The following is a 16,490-nucleotide window of genomic DNA, read 5'->3' as shown; positions in this document are numbered from 1 at the left end:
AAACTTGTATGCAGTTGGCCTGATTGGTTATTATAAAGGATGGCTTTTTGTGAAAAACGAGTTTTAGGAGGTTAGAATTGTCCCGCTTTACCCTGAGAGTACTTTGGTTAGAAAAAGACGTGGCGATCGCTGTCGATCAAATTGTTGGCAAAGGGACAAGCCCCCTCACCTCCTACTTCTTTTGGCCGCGCACCGATGCTTGGGAACTCCTGAAGGCGGAGTTAGAGAAGAAATCTTGGATTACGGAAGCCGAGCGGATTGAACTCCTCAACCGTGCCACCGAAATCATTAACTACTGGCAAGAGGAAGGCAAAAATCGTCCCGTCAGCGAGGCACAAAAGCGCTTTAGTGATGTTAGTTTTGTAGGCACAGCCTAGGGTATTCTGAATTCCGAGGTAAATCACTACCTGTTGAGGAGAAACATGATGGGAATTGTTTTGTACTTTGTCATTGTTGCAGGCGCGATCGCCTTGGCGACAATTTTGTTTCACACGCTACGTACGGTGAAGCTCATTTAGCGGCATCATACCCTCCTAATACCTTTGTCTTTCAGTTCTGCATAGGGAGAGAGAACTCGTGTCCCACGCTGTTACCTTAATTCGCGGCGACGGTATTGGTCCTGAGGTTGCCGCTGCCACTCGCACGGCCATTGATGCTACGGGCGTCAAAATTGATTGGGTGGTGGTGGATGCCGGCGTGGACATGATGGAACGCTATGGTACCCCCTTGCCCGAACACGTTCTCGATGCCATCAAAAGCACGAAAACTGCCATCAAAGGGCCGATTACCACCCCCGTGGGTACCGGCTTTCGTTCTGTGAATGTCGAGATCCGCAAGCGGCTCAATCTCTATGCGAACCTACGGCCGGCTAAATCCATTGTTGGGGTGAAAAGCTATTTTCAAAACATTGACCTTGTCATTGTTCGCGAGAATACCGAAGACCTCTACGCCGGGATTGAGTTTGAATACACCAGTCCCGAGGCGGCCAAAGCCCGTGCCTTTTTGAGTGATCTAGCGGGTAAGCCGATCCGTGAGGATGCTGCCATTGGTGTCAAGCCGATTTCTGTGCTGGGGAGCGATCGCATCATTGAGTTTGCCTTCAAATATGCCAAGGCCAACCATCGCCAGAAAGTGACCGCCGTTCACAAAGCCAACATCATGAAATTTACCGATGGCCTCTTCCTTGAACGTGCCCGCGAAATTGCTACCCGTTACCCCGACATTGCCTTTGAAGATCGCATCGTCGATAACATGTGCATGCAGTTGATGCAGAAGCCCGAACTTTATGATGTGATGGTGATGCCCAACCTCTACGGTGATATTCTTTCCGACCTTTGTGCCGGGATGATTGGGGGTCTAGGAGTGGCACCGGGGGCAAACATTGGCGATGAATATGCCGTTTTTGAGGCGATTCATGGTTCAGCACCTAAATATGCCGGCCAAAATAAAGCCAATCCTACGGCATTGATTCTCTCTGGTGTGTTGATGTTGCAACACTTGGGTGAAATGGAAGCGGCACGGCGTCTTCAGGCAGCTGTGGAAAAAGTCATTGCTGAGGGGCGCTTTGTCACCTATGATTTGGCTGCGCCGGGCAAAGAACCCGTGGGTACCCAAGAGATGGCTGCCGCCATTGCCGAGTATGCCGCCCCCTAACCCACCAGCAGGTTCTCCTCAGGATATTGGACACTAGAAGGCTGGGGGTCACCGATAATTGCCGCCATCAGCAGCAGGATACCTACCCGTCCGGCATACATCGTTACAATCAAGATCAACTTGGAAAAGGCGGTTAGCCCACTGGTAATACCGGTGGAGAGACCAACGGTGGCAAAGGCGGAAACGGTTTCAAAGAGAATGTTAATGAAATTCTCTTCGGGGTCAGCGATCGCGATGAGGGTAGTGGAAACCAGCACCGTAAACATTGAGCCAAAGGCAACAGCGACCGCTTTCATGATCAGCGAGGGGGGCACCTGACGGCGGTAGAGCAGCACCACCTCTTTCCCTTGCAGAGCTGACTTGGTAATCCCTGCCAAAATCCGCAACGTGGTTGTTTTAATGCCCCCTGCCGTGCCACCGGGGCTACCACCAATAAACATCAGGGCAATCATAATAAATAGCCCGCCATTATTGAATTCACCAATGTTGACGGTATTAAAGCCCGCCGTCCGCGCTGTCACCGACTGAAACCAGGCCAAGAGGAGCTTCTGATCAAAGGAAAAAAGACCAAATCGTTCTGGCGATCGCATCTCCGTCGCAAACAGCATCGCCGTTCCCAAGATGAGGAGAATCGCCGTTGTACTCGTCACAATTTTGAAATTGAGGCTAAACGTCATCTGGCTCGCCTTGCGGATTAGATAGGCGGGTTTACCCCAGTGGCGCAGATGCTCCCGCAGCCAAAGATAAAATTCAAAGATCACCTCATAGCCAATGCCGCCAAAAATAATCAGCAGTGAAATCACGAAATTCAGGGGCACAGAGGTTTGATACCCCATCAAGCTGTCACTAAACAGACTAAACCCGGCATTATTCCAAGCACTGATACTGTGAAACACCGCCAGCCACAGTGCCTGTGGATCACTAACGTCTTGGCGAAAAATCAGCCACAGCAACAAGGCACCCGTCAGTTCAAAGAGAAACGTGAGACCCAAAATCGAGCGCACCAATTGCCGTGCCCCCTGCATGCCCCGCCGATCCAAGGCTTGCTGTACCGCTATCTTCTGCCGCAGGTTAAACTTGCGTCCCAGCAAAATAATCAAAAAGGTGGTCGCCGTCATGTACCCCAGACCACCCACCTGGATCAACAGCAGAATCACCAGTTGACCAAAGGGAGAAAAGTGGGTTCCCGTATCGACAATAATGTGGCCGGTCACACAAACGGCCGATGTTGCGGTAAATAGCGCAACGATAAAGGGGTTCCATTCCCCATGACTAGTGGACCAAGGCAGCCACAACAGCAGCGTCCCCAGCGTAATCACCGCCAAAAATCCAAGGCAAATTGTCCGTGGAACCGTCAGCATCAATGAATACGTATCCAAAAGGCCTGAGGCTAATCTACCGCAGGATTGTATGGGCAACAATCGTTCTAGGTTTACGGTTCCGAATCGGGATGACAGGATTTGAACCTGCGACCCTCTGCTCCCAAAGCAGATGCGCTACCAAGCTGCGCTACATCCCGGCAGTTAATTTCTATCCTACCACCGAATTCTCAGCACAATCGGACAGGGACGCTTAGAATCAAGAAAGGAGTTTTTCATTTTGTTAAGGTTGTCCTCGCTGGTATGACCGACGTCCCCGTTTCCCACATTCGCAATTTCTCGATCATTGCCCACATTGATCACGGCAAATCGACCCTTGCCGATCGCCTGCTGCAATTTACAGGCACGGTGGATCCCCGTGAAATGAAGGAACAGTTTCTTGACAATATGGAGCTGGAGCGGGAGCGGGGAATTACGATTAAGCTGCAAGCTGCCCGCATGACCTACACCAGTCGCGATGGCGAAACGTATATTTTGAATTTGATTGACACCCCCGGCCACGTGGATTTTTCCTATGAGGTGTCGCGATCGCTGGCTGCCTGTGAAGGGGCACTCCTCGTTGTGGATGCCTCCCAAGGGGTAGAAGCGCAAACACTGGCCAATGTCTATCTGGCATTGGAGCATAATTTAGAGATTATTCCGGTCCTCAACAAAATTGACCTACCCGGTGCTGAACCCGATCGCGTCAAGGCCGAAATCGAAGAGATTATTGGTCTCGATTGCTCCCAAGCGGTTCTAGCGTCCGCCAAGGAAGGGATTGGCATTGAGGAAATTCTGGAATCGATTGTGCATTTGGTGCCGCCGCCTCGGGATACGGTAGATCAACCCCTGCGGGCATTGATTTTTGATAGCTACTACGATGCCTACCGAGGGGTGATTGTCTATTTTCGGGTCATGGATGGTGTGGTTCGCAAGGGCGATCGCATTCGCTTGATGGCCTCTGGCAAAGAATACGAAATTGATGAACTCGGCGTCCTCGCCCCCAACCAAAAACCCGTGGACAGTCTCCATGCCGGGGAAGTGGGCTACCTCGCAGCCGCCATTAAAGCCGTTGGCGATGCCCGTGTCGGCGACACGATTACATTGGCACAAAACCCAGCCAAGGAACCTCTTCCGGGTTACACCGAGGCCAAACCGATGGTCTTTTGTGGTCTTTTTCCCACCGATGCCGATCAGTTTGAGGATCTGCGGGAAGCCCTTGAAAAATTGAAGCTCAACGATGCTTCGCTCCACTACGAGCCGGAAACCTCCAGTGCCATGGGCTTTGGGTTCCGCTGTGGCTTTTTGGGGCTGCTGCACATGGAAATTATCCAAGAGCGGCTAGAGCGGGAATACAATCTGGACTTAATCATTACTGCCCCTTCGGTGGTCTATCGCGTGACCACGGTGAAAGGGGAGGTGCTGACGATTGATAACCCCAGCCTGCTACCGGAACCCCAATACCGCGAAAAAATTGAGGAACCCTACGTTCAACTGGAAATGATTACCCCCGAAATCTATGTGGGAACGCTGATGGAATTGGCGCAGTCGCGGCGGGGCATCTTTAAGGATATGCGCTACCTCACCCAAGGGCGCACCACATTGGTCTATGAAATGCCCTTGGCGGAAATTGTGACGGACTTTTTCGATGAAATGAAGTCGCGATCGCGGGGCTATGCCAGTATGGAATACCACCTGATTGGCTACCGTCCTAATGATCTGGTGAAACTGGATATCCTGATCAATAACGACCCAGTGGATTCCTTGGCAGCGATTGTTCACCGCGATAAGGCCTACTATGTGGGACGTGCCCTTGTCAGCAAACTCAAGGATTTGATCCCACGCCACCAGTTCAAAATTCCCATTCAAGCGGCCATTGGCTCACGGGTGATTGCCAGTGAAAGTATTCCCGCCTTACGCAAAGATGTCTTGGCCAAGTGCTACGGCGGCGATGTGACCCGTAAACGCAAGCTCCTCGAAAAACAAAAAGCGGGTAAAAAACGGATGAAGGCGATCGGGCGGGTGGATGTCCCCCAAGAGGCCTTTATGGCGGTATTGCGACTCAAGAATGAATAGGAGGCTCAGGGTGTCTCAACGGTCATCGGGCAAATGGGTGGCGATCGTCACCGGTGTCATTTCCCTGTTATTGGGAATTGGCTACTTGGTGTTAGTACAGCTTTTGGATTGGCGCGGCGATTGGCAGCCGGCTCCTTTGGGATTACTGCGAGTGCTCCTGTCTTAGAACTGTTTAGGCAATTGGGGGCAGCTCACTATGAATGGTAAAGCGCACATGATTGAGGGCTAAATCTCCAAGGCGTAGCCCGCGATCGCGATAATTCATGCTCTCAAAGCGAATCCCTTTACCCGCTTCCACGTGGTACCAAGGCAGTGCCATAAAGAACCGCGTTGGATAAGGGCCGCGCTCTACGACATCATCGGGATTGGACTCCATGGGCAACCAGCCAACCCCCGGCACATAAAACTCCAACCAAACGTGGTTATAGGTGGGTTGGAGGGGAATACCCCGCTTTTGGGGATGGGGGGGACATTTGTAGCGACCCACCGTACGGCAGGCAATGCCATTTAATCGCGCCAAGGCAAGGAGCACCCCCACGTACTCACCACAGGACCCCGTTCCCCGTTTCAAAACCAAATCGGGGGTTTCAATCGTGGGTCGCATGGCATAGCTCAGGCGATCGTACACATAGTTACGAATCTTGAGCATCTTACGCAGGATATTGGTCTCTGTGCCCACAGCTTGCCGTGCCGCCTCTTGGACAATGGGTTGATCCATCGCCAACTCATCGTTATCCACTAGATACTGTGCTGCAAATTCTGGTGGCAGCGGTAGCGTCTCATCAATGTCGTCAAAGCTGAGATGGTACTTGATACCTCTCACTTCTAGCCAAGCACGCCAACCAAAAAGACGGGCTTCGTAGGGACGCACTTCAGGAAAATCAAACACCGCCACCTGCTGATCACCCACGGTTTCCAAGTGAAAGGGGGTACCGACGGGTTCAACCCGCAGCAATTTTTGGCGCAGGGAATTGGCGGGCAGAGCAATTCGCCACTCTAGGTTATCTAGGTGCAGCGCCTCAAGGGGAGACATTTCCTCCACGTAGGCCATCTCAATCAGATAGCCATTGGAGACCGTGTAATGCTGCTCTTTGTGGGTCTGATAGAGCAGAGGATGAATCAGGCAAATATCGCGATGATCAATTTCGAGGGGGGCTTCGCGGTTGTTGGGGTTATCCCGCAAATAGGGTTCTTCGCCGCCATAGGCCACCCACAGTCGCCCCGTCGCATCAAAGGTAAACGCTGTTGGCTGGGCAAAGGGAGTCAAGGCCACCCATTCAACACGGCCACTCTGGCGATCGAGACAATAGATGGATTGCTCTAAGCGATCGCTCACCCACAGATAGCCATCCTTAAGGGCTAAATTTTCACAGCCAATGCCCGGCGCACTGAGGCGATACTGCTCTCGACCCGTCTCGTCAAAACAGTGAATGTAACCCGATTTTTGACAGGCCACATAGATGCCTGTGTCATCCACCGCCACACCGTAAATGGGATAGCGGCACGCCAACACCTTTTCTACATGCCAGTCAGGCAGATGACAGCGATAGAGCCATGTGTCCCGGCAAAACCAGAGGGTTTCGCGATGGAGACAGAGGCCATCGGCATCGAGAAATGCCTCTAGATCGTAGGGATTGAGAATCTCACTGTGGTCATTTTCGCCATTGATGAGCAAAATAAAGCCCCGTACCCGGTCCAAGGCCAAAAAACTGGCGCCAAGGGTTGCTTGGCAAAAGGGCAAACGGGGCAATTGACGTAGCCACAGGGCTTGGGGATCGACCCATGCCAGACCGTGGATTTGGTAAGCACCCAAGGGATAAATGGTGCGCCAGTCGTGATCCAGCGCTCGGGAGCTGAGGGAGTCCCCATAAACCTCTTGCGGTGTGTCTGGCATAGGAAGTCAATACCCTACTCAACCGCTTGGGGCAGTAGCTCACGCCGAGGTTGAGCTTGGATCTTCACTTGACCTGATTCATCCACATCAATGAGGGCAGTATCCCCTTCACGAATACGGCCAGAGAGCATTTCCTCAGCCAAGGTGTCCTCTAAGAGGCGCATAATGGCCCGCCGCAGGGGTCGCGCACCGTAGCTGGGATTGTAGCCTTCTTCAATGAGTCGCTCCTTGAAGCGATCCGTCACTTCTAGGGTGATTCCTTTCTCGGTCAGGCGTGAGAAGACCTCCTTCAAGAGGATGTCAGCAATTTGCTTGACCTCGTCTTTGGTCAGCTGGCGGAAGACAATAATCTCATCCACGCGGTTGAGGAACTCTGGACGGAAGTACTGCTTCAGTTCCTCATTCACCAAGGAGCGAATGCGATTGTATTGCGATTCAGCAGCATCCTCAGTGCCAAACTCAAAGCCAAGACCGCCAGCGCCTTTCTCAATCACCTTCGAGCCAATGTTCGAGGTCATGATCAAGAGGGTGTTCTTGAAGTCAACGGTACGCCCCTTAGAGTCAGTGAGGCGACCATCCTCAAGGATTTGCAGCAGCAGGTTAAAGACATCGGGATGGGCTTTCTCGATTTCGTCAAAGAGCACCACCGTGTAGGGACGCCGCCGCACGGCTTCGGTCAGTTGACCGCCCTCGTTGTAGCCGACATAGCCGGGGGGCGAACCAATGAGCTTGGAGACGGTATGCCGCTCCATGTACTCGGACATATCCAAGCGGATCATCGCCTCTTCAGAACCAAAGAAGTAGGCGGCCAAGGCTTTCGTTAGCTCGGTTTTACCCACACCGGTTGGCCCAGAGAAGATAAAGCTAGCAATGGGACGGTTGGGATTTTTTAGACCGACACGGGCACGGCGAATGGCACGGGAGATGGCTTTCACCGCTTCATCTTGGCCAATGACCCGCTGGTGCAGGGTCTCCTCCATGTGCAGCAGTTTTTCCGATTCGCTTTCGGTGAGCTTGCTGACAGGCACACCTGTCCAAGAGGCAACAATGTGGGCAATGTCCTCTTCGGTAACGACGGGGGTTTCCTCTTCACCATTGGCGCTTTCGGATTTTTTCTGCTGGGCAATGGCACGGATTTGCGCTTTCAGTTCCATCTCGCGATCGCGCAATTCACCCGCTTTGTCAAAGTTTTGGGCACGCACGGCATCGTCTTTTTCTTTGAGCACTTGCCGCAATTCGCGATCCAGTTCCTTGGCCGCAGGCGGTAGTTGCGAGTTAATCAGGCGCACCCGTGAGCCAGCTTCGTCAATGAGGTCAATGGCTTTGTCGGGCAGGTAGCGATCGCTAATGTAGCGATCAGACAGCTTCGCTGCCGCCTCAAGGGCTTCATCGGAAATTTTCAGCTTGTGGTGCTTCTCGTAGCGTTCCCGCAGGCCGTAGAGGATCTCAATGGTTTCCTCAACGGAGGGTTCACCCACCATCACCGGTTGGAAGCGGCGCTCCAAGGCAGCATCCCGCTCAATGTGTTTGCGGTACTCATCCAACGTGGTGGCACCAATGCACTGCAACTCACCACGAGCTAGGGCGGGTTTGAGGATATTCGCCGCATCAATGGCACCCTCAGCGGCCCCAGCCCCAATCAACGTGTGTACCTCGTCAATCACCAAGATCACGTTACCGGCTTGGCGGATCTCATCCATGATCTTCTTCAGCCGCTCTTCAAACTCACCGCGGTACTTCGTGCCCGCCACCAACAGGCCAATATCGAGGGTGACCACCCGCTTGTCTTCCAGAATATCGGGGACATCTTTATTGGCAATGCGTTGGGCAAGGCCTTCAGCAATAGCGGTTTTACCTACCCCCGGTTCACCGATCAGCACAGGATTATTTTTGGTGCGGCGGCCAAGGATTTGAATCACCCGCTCAATTTCTTTTTGCCGACCCACCACGGGATCTAGCTTGCCATCAATGGCCATCTGGGTGAGGTTGGCACCAAATTCGTCCAGCGTCGGTGTTTTGGTACGCCCTTGGCTGGCACCGGCAGCCACTTCTGCGGTTTCACCCAGCATGCGAATCACTTGGGTGCGCACTTTCGACAGGTCAACGCCGAGATTTTCAAGGACCCGTGCTGCTACCCCTTCCCCTTCGCGAATCAGACCTAAAAGAAGGTGCTCAGTACCAATATAGTTGTGTCCCAGTTGGCGGGCTTCTTCGAGGGAGAGTTCCAACACTCGCTTGGCACGGGGGGTAAAGGGAATCTCCACCGCCACAAAACCAGACCCACGGCCAATAATTTTTTCCACTTCGATGCGGGCATCCTTGAGGTTCACCCCCATGGAACGTAGCACCTTCGCAGCCACACCGGTGCCTTCACCAATCAATCCGAGGAGAATTTGTTCGGTACCGACAAAGTTGTGGCCGAGGCGGCGAGCCTCTTCCTGTGCCAGCATGATGACTTTAATGGCTTTTTCTGTAAACCGTTCAAACATGACCCTTCCCCTAATGGCTCCTGCGTGCTGGTAACACTCATCTTAACACGTCCACTTTGGCGTGTTTTTGTATGCCAATTTACAGCCCTCTTCCCAAAAGATGGAACAGACCCAGAACCGTCAAATCCACTCTTAAACAGGATCAACGTCCCTTGACGTACCCTATAGCTTAGATAAAGGGCTGTACTCCTACTGTAGATGTTGACTCATTTTTTTGCAGGTGTGGTTGCCCGTATTTTAATTGAGATTTTGGGGACTAGCCTGCAGCAAAATTCGATTGATCGATTGGCCAGCCTCTTTAGTCTCAAAAGACGATAGACTACACTTGCTGATGCCCAAATTTTTCGCCAATGGCTAATTTTTCCCAGTTTCTTGCCGTTGAACCCTCGCAGCGTGCCCTGATTTTTGATATGGATGGGGTCATCTGCCATACTATGCCCTACCACCTTGAAGCTTGGCGGGTCTATGTCGATCGCACCCCTGAACTGCGGCAGCAGATCAATTTGGAACAGTTGCGGCAAATGGGGGGTAAACGCAATGCCGAACTCCTGCCAGAACTCCTGGGGCGATCGGTCACTGAAGCAGAAGTCGAACGCTGGGGCGCCGGCAAAGAGGCAGTGTTTCGCGAACTCTTGGCACCCCATTTGGAACTGTTGCCGGGGCTGTTGCCCTTTCTCAAAAGTGCTAAAGAAAAAGGCTATCGCTTGGGCTTAGGCACCTCGGCCTGTGCTGCCAATGTGGAATTGGTGCTCTCCTGCGAGGGGGTGGGCAACTTTTTCGATACGGTGGTGATGGAGCAGGATGTGCAGCGGGGCAAGCCCGATCCAGAATGCTATCTCCTAGTGGCGGAGCGGTTGCAGGTGTTGCCGCAGCATTGTCTTGTCTTTGAGGATGCCGTGGCAGGGGTGATGGCAGCGGTGCGGGCAGGGATGCTCTGCTGGGGAGTGTTAACAACGCAATCGGAAACGGCACTGCAAGCCGCAGGAGCAGAGGTCTGCATTGAGGACTTTACGGATCCACGCCTGCAATGGCTATTGTCCTAGGGCATTTTCGGCGATCATGGGTACTGGCGCGTTAGGAATCCACCACCTTGGGCGTTGATCTGCGCAGTTATGTCTATCTCGACTCGATTCAACCGCAACACGCGGCCTACTTGGGAACCGTGGCTCAAGGGTTTTTGCCTTTGCCGGGGGATTGCTCCCTCTGGGTGGAGATTTCACCGGGGATTGATGTCAATCGCCTTTTGGATATTGCCTTGAAGTCTGCGGTGGTGCGGCCGGGAGTTTTGTTTATCGAGCGACTCTACGGACTATTGGAGGTGCATTCGGGCAATCAGGGGGAAGTACGCGCAGCAGGGCAAGCAATTTTAGATGCCATTGGCGCTCGGGTACAGGATTGCTTGCGGCCACGGGTGATTTCGAGTCAAGTCATTCGCAATATTGATGCCCACCACACCCAACTAATTAACCGTTCGCGGCGGGGCAATATGATTTTGGCGGGGCAAACCCTCTATGTGTTTGAAGTGGAACCTGCCGCCTATGCCGCACTGGCCGCCAATGAAGCGGAAAAGGCAGCACTCATTAATATCTTGCAGATTTCAGCCGTGGGCAGCTTTGGCCGACTCTTTTTGGGGGGCGCGGAGCGGGATATTCTGGCAGCAGAACGGGCCGTCTTGGCAGCCATGGAACGCTTGCCGGGGCGTGATAGCCTTAGCGATCGCCGCGAGTAGCCTTGGCATGTTTCTTTAGCTTCTGCTCTAGGGCAGGTAAGAAAGGACAAGGGTCACTGTCTTGCAGTTGATAAAACCCTCGCCAGTCAAAGGTCTGCCAGTTAAAGGGGGCTTGGTGAGCGGCGGCGAGCCACAGTAAACGCTTAGCACGGGTCATGGCCACGTAAAGCAGGCGGTATTCCTCGGCAACTTTGGCCTCTGTGGCTTTTTGATAGGCGGTTTGCCAATTGGGAAGGGGTTGCCGATGGCCATAGGCTCGCAGTTGCGATCGCACCACATCCGTAAAATCCACCTCTGGACTGAGGAACTTGGCATTGGCCGCCACCCAGCTCTCACCGGGGAGGGTTCTTGCCTCTAAAAAGGGAACAAAAACGGCATCCCAATCCAGACCCTTGGCGCGATGCATCGTCATAATCGTCACTTGCCCCGATCGCACTAAGCGGCTATGGAGGTCTTCCATCTCAACAGCGTCAAAGCGATCCGCTGCCACCAACTCCTGCCAACGGGGATGGATACGCTCCCACAGTTGCGTTGGTTCCTGCTGTGCCAAGTGGCAGATCAGGCGATCGCTGGTGGCCAATTCAGCGGCATCATAGCCCAATTCCTGAGCGCAGTACGTGATCAAAGGAAATAGAGATAGCTCTAGGCGGGCTTTGAGGAGACGTTGACAGTAGTGCCGTGCCTTGAGTACTGGTTCCTCGGCAGGGGGGTCTAAAGGACCAGGGTAGAGAAACACCTCTGGCTGGGCGGCTAAGCGATCCAAATTTTGGACAGAAATGCGTTTGCGCTCCTGAAGAACAGTCAGGGCTGCTTTGACCGCTTCGGGAGAATAGGGACAGTGGAGAAAATAAAGAATGTCCAGCAATTCCTTGGGCACCTGCGATCGCCGTTCAATGCCCGATACATCGAGAATCGGAATCCCCTGAGCGGCAAGGTCGGTATTAATGCTGAAGCTAGCGGGCGATCGCAACAGATCCGCGACAAATTCCCCTTGGCGGTTGGTACGCACCAGTACCGCAATTGAGGCCTCAGGATACTCTGCTAAAACCTCAGAAATACGTGCTGCCAGCTCGCGCACGGTCTCGAAAATAGTAGCTGGTCGAGCAATTTCTACCCCTTCTCCCCAGGGGGGTGGGTTCGCCCCCGGTTGCGGATCCGTCGAGACGGGCTGAATGGCTTGCTCTCGAAAGGGGAGTTCCTGATCCTTTAGCGCACGATTGACCCATCGCACCAAATAGTTAGCAGCTCGAATCACCAACTCAGTGGATCGCCCCGCTTGGGTCATTTTATAGAAGGCCTGCTGCCGGGCACATTCGTCACAGAATTCATTGAAAAAGAGCGGGTCTGCCGCCGTAAATGTGGAGTTAATGGCTTGATTGGGATCCCCCACCCGCACAAAATTCACTTGCCCTGTGGTGTTGTCCTCGGCGAGAAGTCGCAGTAACCGCGATTGCAAGGGGGTCGAGTCCTGCGCCTCATCTTCAAAGACGGCATACACCCGCTGTTGCCATTCTTGGCGGCACTGGCGATCGCCCTCTAGGAGTTGTACCGCTGCCAAAATCATCTCATCATAGTCAATTTGCTCTCGCTGCGCTAAATGGTGCTGGTACAGTTCCAAAAGGTCGGCACCAATTTCTAAAAAGGGGTAGGGTTCTGCTGCGGCTGCACTTTGGGAGCGCAACTGCTGGGACAACTGCCGCAGATCATGGGGCGTCAACGCCATACTGCGGGCACTGCTAATAACGGTTTGTGCCAACTTCACCAAGATGTCAGTCAAAAGCGCACTTCTGCGACCATCGTGTTCAACGTCACTCAGGGGACTGGTATCGCAGCCTTGGATCAGTTGCTCGAGAATGTCGGGGTGCGATCGCGCCCATTCCTTAACACAGGTAACACACAGGCGTCGCTGCTCATGCTCACTCATTAAATTCTCGCCACTCCAACGCAGACCCGCTGTGGGGTGACTGGTGGCAATTTTCAAGGCCAAACTGTGGAGCGTCTGCACACTAAAACCATTGCGGGGCAAGCCCATTTCCCGCAGGTACTGGCGAATCCGCACCTTGATATTGGCCGCTGCCGAACGACTATAGGTGACTACGACCAGTTGCCGCTGCTGATGGAGTTTTTCGCGAGCGATGGCGATCGCGGCTCCTACGGCCATGCCATGGGATTTGCCTGCTCCGGGCACTGCCGATACCGCCAAGAGACCCCCTTGCCATTCACTAATTTCCCGTTGACCCGGACGCAACGTCCTTAGAAGGTGACTGGCATTGGCGGGGAGTGACAACACGTTCATAGGAGGACTGTGGGAGGGCTAAAGATTTGTTAAAAAAACCGGCTTCTACCCAATGAAGATCGAAAAATCGTATAATAGAATACAGAAAGTTAAAAGCAAGTTGTTTCCTAACGCAGACCACCTAAAGCTTGATAACGAGTCAATAGTATTCACCTAGAAGCCTTGATTTAATTATGCAAGTAATTTATCGCGGCGTTAAATACGAAACTTCTGAGCAGCACATTCCCCTTGTTGAATCGGGCGCCAAGGGTCTCTACCGGGGGGCGCAATGGGTAGGGCACAAAGCGGCTGAACCGGTTCCTCAACCCAATCATGTCCTCTGCTGGCGGGGGGTGACCTACCAAACGAACGGTACACCAGTTACCACAAGCGCTCCGACGACGAGTACTGCCCCTTCAGTACTTCCCCAGCGTAAGCGTGACTCCTTGGCCGAAGCCCATCGCCATGCAATTCTGAAAACTCTTGAGCGGCGGCTGCAAGTGGCTCGGAGTCAGGGCAATGAAGATCTCATCAGTCTGCTGGAAGAAGAGTGGCAGCAATTTGCCTAAGGTTGGATCACCGAAACCCAAACTGCGGTGCCGTTGCTAACAGCGGCACTTTTTTTATTTTCTATTGGTGATTGCCCCTTTCTTGGCGAAAAGCTGTTGCTTGGGCAAAGGCCGCCGCCGCCCGCTCGCGATCGCCCAAGGTTTCATAGGCACGCCCTAGTTGTTCGGCTGCAATCTCCCGCACATAGCCCAAGGGAAAAATCATCTGCTTGCTGTAGCCATTGGTGCGCCCCAGTTCAAGGCAATACTCAAAGTAGGCCGTTGCTCCCAAGGGGAATCCTAAAGCCATCAGCCAGCGCCCGGCCAAATCATTGAGGGGAGGATAGGTGGGAAACCACACCAGACTTTGCTGACAGAGGAGTTGCAATGTTTCGTGATCCCCCATAGCCAGCAGACGCCGCCCCAGTTGATTCAGAATTTCGGGCAGGGCGCCAGGGGCATTCTCAGGCAGTTGGCTGATGAGGAGATGGGGCAAGAGCCGCTCAAAAAGTTCTTGGTAGCAGTCATCCGCAGCCGTGGGGTTATTCACAGCGTGGTACATATCCGCCAAGGCAAAGAGGAGATTCAAAGGCAGACCTTCACTAGCGCGGATGCGTTCCAAAATCGGGATGTTGCGATCGCGCATCTTGGCTTGAATTTGTGCGGGTTGATAGCCATAGTGGTCAATACGCAGCGTTTCCAGAGTACCAATGGTCAGCGGTTCTGCGGCTGTCGAAACCAACTGCTCATGGAAGCGTCCCTGATAGCGCAGCGTCGGCAGGTTGCGAAAGAGTCGCACAATGGCAAAGTCAGAAAATTGCTGCCCCGTGCCGATTTCCCGTCGTAGGAGTTGATAAGCACTGAAAGTGCTGCCCTCCAGTTGTTGGCCGAGGGGCACAGGCGGCTCCCGCAAGGTCACAAGCACCTCATCAGCATCAATGACCAAAATCCAATCGCCCGTGGCCTGCTCTAGAGAGTAATTGCGGGCAGCGGCAAAATCATCCTGCCAAGGGAAGGTAAAAATGCGCTCTGTAAACTGGCGGGCGATCGCGATCGTCTCATCCGTTGACCCAGTATCTACCACAACGATCTCATCTACCCAAAGCTGGACACTGCCCAGACAGCGTGCCAAATGGGCTGCCTCATTTTTGACAATTAGACAGGCACAGACCCGCACCATCTACAGCAGCTTTTCAAGTTGTTGGCGCAACTGATTCAGTTCACTTTCGGAGAACTCACTCTCAGCAGCGGGGGGCACGCGATTTTCTAGTTCCCAGTCGGTTTCTTCGACATTGCGTTCAGGGGGTGCCAAGAAAAGACGCTCAGCATCGTTTGTCGGCACAAATCCTTCGGGAACCAAGTGACAGGTGTAGCCTGAGGATTCGCAAAATTCTTCAATTTCCTTGGCATCAATGGGGACAACGCTGGGGGGATGAAAATCCTGTGCCTCTAAAAGCATGGCATAGCGACTGGCATCGTCTTCGCTTTCAAACATCAGAATCAGGTTGCGATCGCCCAGTTGCAGAGAGTGAATGCCCTCATTTTCAGTCCCCGGGTTGTAGAGCAACACGTAAACGCGCATGATGCCTCGCTAATGAAATCTCAACAGCGATTATAACGATTTTGGTTCCCCCTACCCGTAGGATTTTCCCCTTCAGAACTGTCAAAGGGGCAAAAATAGCTTGAGTTAGAACAATGTTTTTTCAGGTTCCCCTTTGATCCGCTGCTCTAGCCATGCTTGGCGATAGGTGAGTTCTAATTCATTGCCGGTGCGGCGAAAAATTTGTGCCTGCTGCAAGAGAAACGCTTGAAAGAGCCGCTGAAAGGCAAGGGCAATGATTGCCACCACTAGGCCAGAGGCGGTACTAATCAAGGCCTCACTAATCCCGAGACCCACGCCCATGGTTGCAGGTGTGCCAATATCCCCCAAGCGAATAGAACTGAGGGCACTAATCAGACCTAACACCGTTCCCAACAAACCCAGTAGAGGTGCCATCGTAATCGTTGCTTCCAAGACCTTTTCTCCCCGCCGCATGGCACTCAGCTCCTCATCAGCCGCAGCTTCTAGGGCTAGGCGAAAGATTTCTGGGTTGGTGTCAATCAGTTGTAAAGGGGTATAGAGGAAGCGACCAATCGGTTGGTCACAGGCATTGGCTGCTAATTCAATGGCTTCTTGCCAATCGTGGCGAGCGGCATCCAGAATCTGCTCGGCCAGTTTCGTCTCTCCTCGGAGAACAATGCTCCAAAACCAAAGCCGCTCAAAAATGGTGCCTAAGGTCAAGATCGAGAGAATCAGTAGTGGCCACATGGCCAAGCCACCACGGTTAAAAATTTCAGCGATATTCACGATCAGTTCCCTGTCAGAGCATCCGACGTTTAGTATAGTCCAGCCAGTAGCCGCAATTGTTTACCAAATTCTAGCGAACCGTGGTGCCAAGGGTCTTGAACCGCTCTTTTCGATGCCCCGT

14 protein-coding genes and 1 tRNA gene are annotated in these 16,490 nt (G+C 53.1%); 7 read left to right on the top strand and 8 right to left on the bottom strand.

Translation table 11 applies throughout. The annotated features are described in order from the left end of the window. Nucleotides 1-77 precede the first annotated feature (77 nt). Together RHH81_RS00575 and RHH81_RS00570 are read left to right on the top strand one after the other, a co-directional pair. A complete protein-coding gene (locus RHH81_RS00575) occupies nucleotides 78-377 on the top strand; it encodes a 30S ribosomal protein PSRP-3 (RefSeq protein WP_149817201.1) in 300 nt (99 codons plus the stop codon). A gap of 199 nt (nucleotides 378-576) precedes the next feature. Next, entirely contained in the window at nucleotides 577-1,653 is a 1,077-nt protein-coding gene (locus RHH81_RS00570) for an isocitrate/isopropylmalate dehydrogenase family protein (protein WP_149817199.1), read from the top strand. On the opposite strand, the gene RHH81_RS00565 is transcribed toward RHH81_RS00570, so the two are convergent. Both RHH81_RS00565 and RHH81_RS00560 read right to left on the bottom strand, forming a co-directional pair. Beyond that, entirely contained in the window at nucleotides 1,650-3,011 is a 1,362-nt protein-coding gene (locus tag RHH81_RS00565) for a TrkH family potassium uptake protein (RefSeq protein ID WP_315863395.1), read from the bottom strand. The genes RHH81_RS00570 and RHH81_RS00565 overlap by 4 nt on opposite strands. A gap of 87 nt (nucleotides 3,012-3,098) precedes the next feature. Further along, nucleotides 3,099-3,172 (bottom strand) — tRNA-Pro (locus tag RHH81_RS00560). A gap of 103 nt (nucleotides 3,173-3,275) precedes the next feature. On the opposite strand from RHH81_RS00560, the gene lepA reads away from it, so the two are divergent. Both lepA and RHH81_RS00550 read left to right on the top strand, forming a co-directional pair. Then, nucleotides 3,276-5,087: a translation elongation factor 4 gene (lepA, locus tag RHH81_RS00555; RefSeq protein ID WP_206200614.1), complete on the top strand. Its 1,812-nt coding sequence runs from the start codon at nucleotides 3,276-3,278 to the stop codon at nucleotides 5,085-5,087. A gap of 10 nt (nucleotides 5,088-5,097) precedes the next feature. After that, nucleotides 5,098-5,253 carry a hypothetical protein gene (locus RHH81_RS00550; protein WP_206201713.1) on the top strand — a complete coding sequence of 52 codons (156 nt, stop codon included), beginning with the start codon at nucleotides 5,098-5,100 and terminating at the stop codon, nucleotides 5,251-5,253. 6 nt (nucleotides 5,254-5,259) lie between these two features. Here RHH81_RS00550 and RHH81_RS00545 read toward each other — a convergent pair whose 3' ends face one another. Both RHH81_RS00545 and RHH81_RS00540 read right to left on the bottom strand, forming a co-directional pair. Further along, a complete protein-coding gene (locus RHH81_RS00545) occupies nucleotides 5,260-6,981 on the bottom strand; it encodes a transglutaminase domain-containing protein (protein WP_206200613.1) in 1,722 nt (573 codons plus the stop codon). A gap of 14 nt (nucleotides 6,982-6,995) precedes the next feature. Beyond that, nucleotides 6,996-9,470 carry an ATP-dependent Clp protease ATP-binding subunit gene (locus tag RHH81_RS00540; protein WP_149817189.1) on the bottom strand — a complete coding sequence of 825 codons (2,475 nt, stop codon included), beginning with the start codon at nucleotides 9,468-9,470 and terminating at the stop codon, nucleotides 6,996-6,998. 350 nt (nucleotides 9,471-9,820) lie between these two features. Here RHH81_RS00540 and RHH81_RS00535 point away from each other — a divergent pair, with 350 nt between their 5' ends. Further along, a complete protein-coding gene (locus RHH81_RS00535) occupies nucleotides 9,821-10,513 on the top strand; it encodes an HAD family hydrolase (RefSeq protein ID WP_310743197.1) in 693 nt (230 codons plus the stop codon). A gap of 47 nt (nucleotides 10,514-10,560) precedes the next feature. Beyond that, on the top strand, nucleotides 10,561-11,199 hold the full coding sequence (locus RHH81_RS00530; protein WP_149817184.1) for a hypothetical protein: 639 nt from the start codon (nucleotides 10,561-10,563) through the stop codon (nucleotides 11,197-11,199). Here the strand turns inward: RHH81_RS00530 and RHH81_RS00525 are convergent. Next, nucleotides 11,180-13,495: an ATP-dependent helicase gene (locus RHH81_RS00525; protein ID WP_310743196.1), complete on the bottom strand. Its 2,316-nt coding sequence runs from the start codon at nucleotides 13,493-13,495 to the stop codon at nucleotides 11,180-11,182. The genes RHH81_RS00530 and RHH81_RS00525 overlap by 20 nt on opposite strands. A gap of 173 nt (nucleotides 13,496-13,668) precedes the next feature. Between RHH81_RS00525 and RHH81_RS00520 the strand changes: the two genes are divergently transcribed. Further along, entirely contained in the window at nucleotides 13,669-14,043 is a 375-nt protein-coding gene (locus RHH81_RS00520; protein WP_286626129.1) for a DUF4278 domain-containing protein, read from the top strand. 61 nt (nucleotides 14,044-14,104) lie between these two features. On the opposite strand, the gene RHH81_RS00515 is transcribed toward RHH81_RS00520, so the two are convergent. The 3 genes from RHH81_RS00515 to RHH81_RS00505 form a co-directional block, all read right to left on the bottom strand. Next, the gene (locus tag RHH81_RS00515; protein WP_206200609.1) at nucleotides 14,105-15,202 is read right to left on the bottom strand and encodes a glycosyltransferase family 2 protein; all 1,098 of its coding nucleotides are present in this window, start codon (nucleotides 15,200-15,202) and stop codon (nucleotides 14,105-14,107) included. After that, entirely contained in the window at nucleotides 15,203-15,604 is a 402-nt protein-coding gene (locus RHH81_RS00510) for a DUF3110 domain-containing protein (protein WP_206200608.1), read from the bottom strand. Nucleotides 15,605-15,709: 105 nt separating this feature from the next. Further along, on the bottom strand, nucleotides 15,710-16,369 hold the full coding sequence (locus RHH81_RS00505) for a MotA/TolQ/ExbB proton channel family protein (protein ID WP_206200607.1): 660 nt from the start codon (nucleotides 16,367-16,369) through the stop codon (nucleotides 15,710-15,712). Nucleotides 16,370-16,490 lie beyond the last annotated feature (121 nt).

Origin of the sequence: Thermosynechococcus sp. PKX95 (assembly GCF_031583295.1) — a bacterium.
Classification (GTDB): Bacteria; Cyanobacteriota; Cyanobacteriia; order Thermosynechococcales; family Thermosynechococcaceae; genus Thermosynechococcus.
This window is presented reverse-complemented; position numbering and strand designations above follow the sequence as displayed.